The organism is Pseudomonas sp. K5002, assembly GCF_013386655.1.
GTDB lineage: Bacteria > Pseudomonadota > Gammaproteobacteria > Pseudomonadales > Pseudomonadaceae > Aquipseudomonas.
Map to the genome: position 1 here is coordinate 1 of NZ_JACARK010000316.1, position 7,003 is coordinate 7,003.

General features: G+C 61.5%; 6 protein-coding genes and 1 pseudogene. 1 reads left to right on the forward strand and 6 read right to left on the reverse strand.

Translation table 11 applies throughout. The features are described 5' to 3' along the window. The 6 genes from HX846_RS15850 to HX846_RS15875 form a co-directional block, all read right to left on the reverse strand. Positions 1-571, reverse strand: a 571-nt coding sequence (locus HX846_RS15850; RefSeq protein WP_178965684.1) for a pyrroloquinoline quinone biosynthesis protein PqqB, incomplete at its 3' end; no start/stop codon positions are given. Between the two features lie 77 nt (positions 572-648). After that, positions 649-723, reverse strand: a complete 75-nt coding sequence (pqqA, locus tag HX846_RS15855) for a pyrroloquinoline quinone precursor peptide PqqA (protein WP_003194766.1) — start codon at positions 721-723, stop codon at positions 649-651. Positions 724-882: 159 nt separating this feature from the next. Beyond that, complete coding sequence (gene pqqF, locus HX846_RS15860) at positions 883-3,255, reverse strand: pyrroloquinoline quinone biosynthesis protein PqqF (RefSeq protein ID WP_178965685.1); 2,373 nt, start codon at positions 3,253-3,255, stop codon at positions 883-885. A gap of 50 nt (positions 3,256-3,305) precedes the next feature. Further along, positions 3,306-4,100 carry a carbon-nitrogen hydrolase family protein gene (locus HX846_RS15865; protein ID WP_178965686.1) on the reverse strand — a complete coding sequence of 265 codons (795 nt, stop codon included), beginning with the start codon at positions 4,098-4,100 and terminating at the stop codon, positions 3,306-3,308. A gap of 10 nt (positions 4,101-4,110) precedes the next feature. Further along, positions 4,111-5,793, reverse strand: coding sequence for an NAD(P)/FAD-dependent oxidoreductase (locus HX846_RS15870; RefSeq protein WP_178965687.1), 1,683 nt, complete (start codon positions 5,791-5,793; stop codon positions 4,111-4,113). A 167-nt stretch (positions 5,794-5,960) separates the two neighbouring features. Beyond that, positions 5,961-6,443 carry an Lrp/AsnC family transcriptional regulator gene (locus tag HX846_RS15875; RefSeq protein WP_102604402.1) on the reverse strand — a complete coding sequence of 161 codons (483 nt, stop codon included), beginning with the start codon at positions 6,441-6,443 and terminating at the stop codon, positions 5,961-5,963. 161 nt (positions 6,444-6,604) lie between these two features. Here HX846_RS15875 and HX846_RS15880 point away from each other — a divergent pair. Next, positions 6,605-7,003 (forward strand): annotated as a pseudogene (locus tag HX846_RS15880) (membrane-bound PQQ-dependent dehydrogenase, glucose/quinate/shikimate family); the annotation flags it as partial.

Here is a 7,003-nt window from a genome sequence, read left to right on the forward strand (position 1 = left end):
CGGTGCGCAGGTCTTCGACGATCAGGCCGATGTTGTCGCCCGGGTGTGGGTCGAATCGGTGAGGCGAGTAGGGCGGTGCCGCGCTGCGCAGGGGCAATGGTGTGAAGCGCAGGTTGGGGCAGGCGGGGATCGTGAAGCTGGCGTCCAGCTCGATGCGGTTCCAGGCCAGGCCGCCGTTCCAGTGGGTCAGCATGGTGAACAGCGGGAAGCCGGTGCTCAGGTCTTCATGGACCATGTCGGTGCACCACACCTGGTGCGGGCAGCCTTCGCGCAGGCTGAGCAGGCCGGTGGTGTGGTCGATCTGGCTGTCCATCAGGATGATCGCGCTGATGCCGGTATCCCGCAGCGCGCGGCCCGGTTGCATCGGGGCGAAGCCTTGAAGCTGGGCGCGGATATCTGGCGAGGCGTTGCACAGCACCCAGTTCACGCCGTCATCGGAAATCGCGATGGACGACTGGGTACGCGCCTCGGCCCGCAGGCTGCCGTCGCGAAAACCTGCACAGTTCACGCAGTTGCAGTTCCATTGCGGGAAACCACCGCCGGCGGCGGAACCTAGAATCTGGACAAACATGGCCGCTCCATTACACACAACTCAAAAATAAAAACGCCCCGGGCTAGCCGAGGCGTTGCATTGCGATACAAAGCCAATCAGCGGCTGGCAAAGTACATGGTGACTTCAAAGCCGATACGCAGATCAGTGTAAGCAGGTTTGGACCAGGTCATGTTCTTACTCCTACGAAGGGAAGGGACGTTTACTACCAAGTAATACATATAGTCCACCTCCAAGCGGAGATGTTCAGATGTGTGCATGTGAATGTTACGTACTTCTTTTGAAGATAGCGCTGTCCTGCGGGAAAAAGCCTTTTACCGAAGCGGCAATGATCAGCCAGATCGTTGCCAGGAGCCGGCGGCACAAGCGCCATTGGCCACACAGCACCATCCGCCTGCAGCAGCATCGAGTTGCTGTGCAGCTACCATTAAATCCTCACGGGTGCGGGTCTGGATGAAATCTTGCAGCTGCTGGATGTAATCCGACGGGTGGCCTGCCAAGTGCGCGTGCCAGAGCAGTTCAGCGGCTTGGGAAGTGGGTAGGGCGTCGAGGGAAAATTGCCGGGCCAGATCGTTCGACAGCTCGCTGGCGTTGATCAGCGCGGGCAGTTGCTTCAGGAACGCCTGCAGGTGATCAAGTATTTGCGCAAGAGACGCGCTTGGGGATTGCACCCCAAACAGCAGGCCGGTTTGCCCGTTGTACTGTCGGATGCCGCTGAACACCGCGTAGCCCAATTGAAGCTCAACACGCAGTTGCTGGTAGAACGGCGCTTGCACCAGATGTGCGAGGAGGCGCCAGCAAGCTTCGTCCGCCAGGGAGCGTGTGGCTGTCGGGCAGAACAGCAGCAACCCGGCGTCGCTGGAATCGGTCCTGACTTCGTGCCAACGATGCTGGCTGCTGATTGACGGCAGTTCGCTGATAGCCGCTTGGGGTTGGCCGGGCAGTTTCCCGGCTGCACGTTTTATCGCCGTCTCGCAGGCGGCGGGCAGCCCCACTGCGAGCCCCTGCCAACGAGCGGTTGACCATCGGTCTTGGCCTGCAATCTGCTGTGCAGCTTGGATGTCGGCGCAATACCCGGGCAATGCCTTGAGTAACTGCCGGATCGCCATTGCCGGCGCCGGGGAGGATGACGCTCCGGCATTTTCGTCGAGCCGGGTCAGCTCGCGTGCCACTTCCTCCAATATCGCGGGCATGGGTTCGTGCAGCCCTAGCATCTTCAGCTGCCAGTGACCGCCGATTGTCTCGAAAGACAACTGAACGCCAGCCTGGCTGGCGTTCTCACGCAGCCGTGGGAAAAGCTCTGCATCCAGCGGCGAATCCAGATGCCAGCGCAGGTAGAGCGCACCTTCATCTGTGTCACCTGGCAAGGCCTGGCTGAAGGTCAGCGCCGAAAGATCCTTCCGCCCACGGGAGCGATCCTGGGCGAACGTGCGCAGGCCGCGATGGGCGCTGGTTTGCCCGCGAATCAGCCCCGGGCGCTCTTCCCTGGCTGCCGGCTGCAGGAACGGATTGGTGGGCGGCAGTTGCCAGGCGTTTCGGGACGGCGGCAATTGCAGCGAGTCCAGCAGGGTCTTGAGGGAGCTGGCGCTTTGCTCGGACAGGACGAGTTCGTTGGCCTGCCGGGCCAATGCCAGGGCACCACTGACCTGTTGTTTGCGAGCAAGCAGCAAGGCGTACTCTTCCCGCAGGGGCGCCCAGTCACTGTGTGCGAAAAAGCTCAGCCAGTCGTGCAGCAGTTCTTGGATCAGTGTCGTCTGCTGCGCACCCTGAGTGTCCAGGGTGAACTTGATATCCAGCAACGCCTGTCCGGCAAATTGATACAGCGCCGTTGCGTTAATGGCGCTGACTAACTGCCGCGACTGCAACTCGGCGAGCAACCCGCCGGGCGCCGAAGTGTTCAGCCACAGGCAAAGGAAATCCAGCGCCTCAGGGGAAGCCTCGCTCACAACCACCTGATGCCAGTGGTGTTCATCGGTGTGTTGATAAGTACGTTGATTGCCGGCCAGCAACGCTGGCGCCGGCGTCTGTCGCCGCAGAGGTGCAGTCTTCAGCGCAGCGCCAAACTGATGCGCCAATGCCTCCAGCTCCACCAGCGACTGAGGGCCCGCAAGGCTCAAGGTCATCTGCCCGGAATGATAGAAACCTTCATAAAAATCCCGCAAGGCCTGCTGAAAATCCTCACGCTCTACCGGCAAGCTATCCCGGTTGCCCGCATGAAACGCGCGCAACGGATGACCCGCCGCAACACCTCCCAGCAACGCTTGTTGCTGTTGCGCCGTGGCATCTTGCGACCAGGCAATAAACTCCGCCTGCAATACTTCGCGCTCACGCAACTGGTCTTCCAGGGCCAGGCGCGGATGGGCGAGCATGTCCCCCAGGCGCTCCAGTGCGGCTTCAAATGCCGTAACAGGCACCTCAAAGAAAAAGTCGGTAGTGCGCTCGCGGGTGCTGGCATTCACCTGTCCACCCTGGCGCTGGACGTAGGCCATCAGCCCGTCGCTTGCGGGAAAACGCCCGGTGCCCAGGAACAATAAATGCTCAAGAAAATGCGCCAGTCCCGGCCACGCCAGGGGCACATCGTGGCTGCCCGCTGCAACGCGCAAGGCAGCCGCGGCGCGCTTCAAGCGCGGCGCATGATGCAAGGAAACCCGCAGGCCGCTGGCCAGGGTCAATTGAAGGTGATGAGGGTGGGCCGGCGCAGGCATGAGCACTTCCGAAACGTAGGAAGTGCCTATGCTAGCGCAAACCTGCCGGATCAGTGCTTGTGCAACGCACCATAAAGCTCGGGACGCCGGTCCAGCAGGTAGCGATTGGCCGCGCGTGAGTCGACCATCAACTGCCGATCGAGTGTGCCCACGATCAGCGCTTCATCCAGACCGGCCTGGGCAATCCGCTGGCCATCCGGCGCGGCGATGCTGCTTTGCCCGCAATACTGGATCTCGCCTTCCTGCCCGCAGTAATTGGCGTAGGCCACATAACACTGGTTTTCAAACGCCCGCGCCCGCACGGTCACATCGGCGACGAAATCGAAGGGCACCATATTGGCCGTCGGTACCAGGATCAACTCCGCCCCGGCCAGCGCCAGGCGCCGGGTGTTCTCCGGGAATTCCAGGTCATAGCAAATCAGGAAACCCAGCCTCCAGCCGTTCAATTCCACCAGCGGAAAATCATCGTCCCCGGCGCTGAACATCGAGTTGTCGAGGTCGCCAAACAGGTGGGTCTTGCGGTAGTTGCACAGGCGTTGGCCGTTGGCGTCGATCAGCTGCACGGCGTTGTAGATCTGCCCGTCTGCACTGCGTTCCGGATAGCCATAGAGGATCGCCACGCCCGAGTTTTTCGCCAGCGCGGCGATGGATTGGGCAGCGGGGCCGTCCTGGGTTTCAGCCAAGGCGCCGACCGCTTCCACGCCGATGTTGTAGCCGGTGAGAAACATCTCCGGCAGTACCAGCAAGTCGGCGTCGGTGGCCTCCTGCGCCAACTGATGCAGGCGCTTGAGATTGCCGGCCACGTCCAGCGGCAGAGGCGGGCATTGATACAGGGCGACACGCATGGGCAACTCCTTACTCGGGCAGCGCGATTGGCCCGATCTCATCGAATACATCCCCCGGCCCCGGGTTCTGCGGGTGAGTGCTGCCACCGAAGTGAGTCATGATGCCCCACACCGCGTTCAGCGAGGTTTGCACGGCACCTTCGACCCACGCAGGCGTCCAGGACACGTCGTCACCGGCGATGAAAATACCGCGTTGCTCCGCCGGCATGTCCTTTTGCATGAAGTGCGCGTACATCCGTTGGTTGTAGCGATAGTGACCGGGAAGTGCGCCTTTGAAAGCGCCGAGGAAATGCGGGTCTGCTTCCCATGACACGGTGATCGGATCGCCGATGATCCGCGCCGCGATGTCGACTTTCGGGTAGATCTTCTTCAGCGCATCCAGAGCCAGTTTCACGCGTTTCTCGATGGGTTGCGGAAGCATTTTCAGCGCATCGCTCATCCAGGAGTAGGACAGGCAAATCACCCCCGGCTTGTCGTCACCGTTGTCGAACAGATAGGTGCCGCGGGTCAGGCGGTCCGTCAGCGTCATGCTCATCAGGTCGCGGCCGGTTTCCGGATCCTTGTCCTTCCAGAATGGCCGGTCGACCATCACGAAGGTCTTCGACGACTGCATGTAGCGGGTGCGGTCCAGGGCCATCCACATCTTTTGCGAGAACAGGGTTTCGTCGCACTCGATCTGGGTGGTCAGCAGCCAGCTCTGGCAGGTGGTCAGCACGGCGGCGTATTCGCGGGTGTCACCGTAGTTGTCGGTGACGGCGAAACGGCCGTCCGGCGCGTGGGCAATGCGCTTGACCCCGGCCCGTGGCGCACCGTTGTGCAGGGAACTGAGGCTGGTGCCTTCGGGCCAGTGGGCGCAACGCTCCGGCACATGGCGCCAGATGCCCATGGGCACTTGGGCGACGCCGCCGACCACCAGATGCTGGTGATCGTCGCAGTTGGTCATCACCACGCGGAAGATTTCCAGCATCGAGTTGGGGAAGTCCGAGTCCCAGCCGCCGGTGCCAAAGCCGACCTGGCCGAACACTTCGCGGTGATGAAAGGACAACTTGGCGAACGCTTTGGAGGTCGCCACGAAGTCGTAGAAGGTGCGGTCGTCCCACAACGGAACCAGCGTATTCCACAGCTCTTTCAGGCGCGGTACGTCACGGTCGCGGATGGCTTGCTGGATATTGGCGAACTGCGAGCCGGCTTCCAGGGCGTCGGCCCAGGCGTCAGCCACTTCCTGGAACAGTGCAGGAAGGTCAGCGAGTTTCTGTGCGTAGTGCGTCTGGCCTTCGAGGTCGATGACCGTGCTGCCGGAAGCCGGCGTCAGCGGGTTGGGGAAGGGTTTGGTCTCCAGCCCGAGCTTGTCGACGTAGTGGTAGAACGCGGTGGAGGACACCGGGAAACGCATGCCACCCAGTTCCGCAATGATGCCTTCGGCGCCTTCAAACGCCTGGGAGCGCAGGCGGCCACCCATTTTCGAGGCTTCATAAACCACGGGTTTAAGGCCCAGCTTCATCAACTCATAGGCGGCTACCAGCCCGGCAATCCCGGCGCCGACGATCGCCACTTCGGCGCCGTGGTTGGCCGCCGGAATGCTGCCCAGGCCCGCCGGATGCTCGATCCAGTCATCAAAGGCGAACGGGAAGTCCGGGCCAAAGATAGTGATCGGCTTTTTACCGGTGGCGGGGTGGCGGTTGGGCTTGCTGATGGTGCTGGAAGGAATGCTCATGGCTGACCTTGCTGGCGGCTCGGCGGGGCGCGACCCGCTGAGTATAGGAAAAGATGGCAGCCATTCTAGGGAGCGTAGCGTTCGTTAATAAGACGCAATGTGTCGTCGGATTGAATTGTTTTTAGTCAGAGTGACGAGCTTGCTGGTCAGATTGGTTGGCCGCGATCCAGTTTGTTACTGAGGATGATCGAGGTGGTGGTCTTCTCCACGCCGTCGACGCTGCCGATCTGGTCCAGCAGTTGATCCAGCTGTTCCGGCGAATCGGTGCGCAGCCAGGCCACGTAATCGAACTCGCCGCTTACCGCACATAACTGCTGAACCTGCGCCATGGCACTGATCCGGCGCAGCACTTCCTTGCCGGAGCGCGGTTGCACGGTGATCCCCACGTAGGCCTGCAAACCACCATCCACCACCCGCTGGCTGAGGCGCACGCCATAGCCGGTAATCACCTGGGTTTTTTCCAGGCGCGCCAGGCGTGAGGTGACGGTGGTGCGCGCGATGCCCAGTTGCCGGGCAAGCATGGCTACGCTTTCGCGCGCGTTGATCTGCAAGGCGGCGATCAACTGGCGATCGATTTCATCGAGGACGGGAGGGTGAGAGGCGGACAAGGTGTTCTCCGGCGCGGGCATCAGTGGGCGAGCATGTTACAGGCTCGGTCCTGGCGATACTGCCCGCCCCGCCGGGAATTTATTTTCGCCGCTGATCGAACACATTATTTTGTGCCTGATTGTGAAAAGTAACTGTTTGGTACATTATTTTGCGTTAGGTATACAGGAAGGACGTTTGCGCGATGAATAACTTTGGAGCTGCTACCGGCAGCAGATGGTTGCTGGTTGGGCTGGGCCTGCTGATCGCCTTGATCGGCCTGGGTTTGGCAGGCGGTGGCGGTTACCTCGTAGTGCTGGGCGGCAGTTGGTATTTCCTGCTGATGGGCCTGGCGATGCTGGTCTCTGGTGTGCTGATCGCCAAGCGCCGGCCTCAGGGAGCATGGCTGTACGCCGTGGCATTGGTGCTGACTGCGATCTGGGCGGTGTGGGATACCGGTCTGGAATACTGGCCGTTGGTTTCGCGAGTCCTGACCTTCGCCGTCATCGGCCTGGTAGTCGCGCTGATTTATCCCCAGCTCGCCCGCGCTTCCGGATCGACACCCGGGCGCGGCGCCTATGGCGTTGCCGGGCTGCTGGGCCTG

Excerpts from the sequence above, each read along its gene's own strand:
- pqqF (WP_178965685.1), bottom strand. The coding sequence starts at position 3,255 with ATGCCTGCGCCGGCCCACCCTCATCACCTTCAATTGACCCTGGCCAGC.
- HX846_RS15865 (WP_178965686.1), bottom strand. The coding sequence starts at position 4,100 with ATGCGTGTCGCCCTGTATCAATGCCCGCCTCTGCCGCTGGACGTGGCC.
- HX846_RS15875 (WP_102604402.1), bottom strand. The coding sequence starts at position 6,443 with ATGCCCGCGCCGGAGAACACCTTGTCCGCCTCTCACCCTCCCGTCCTC.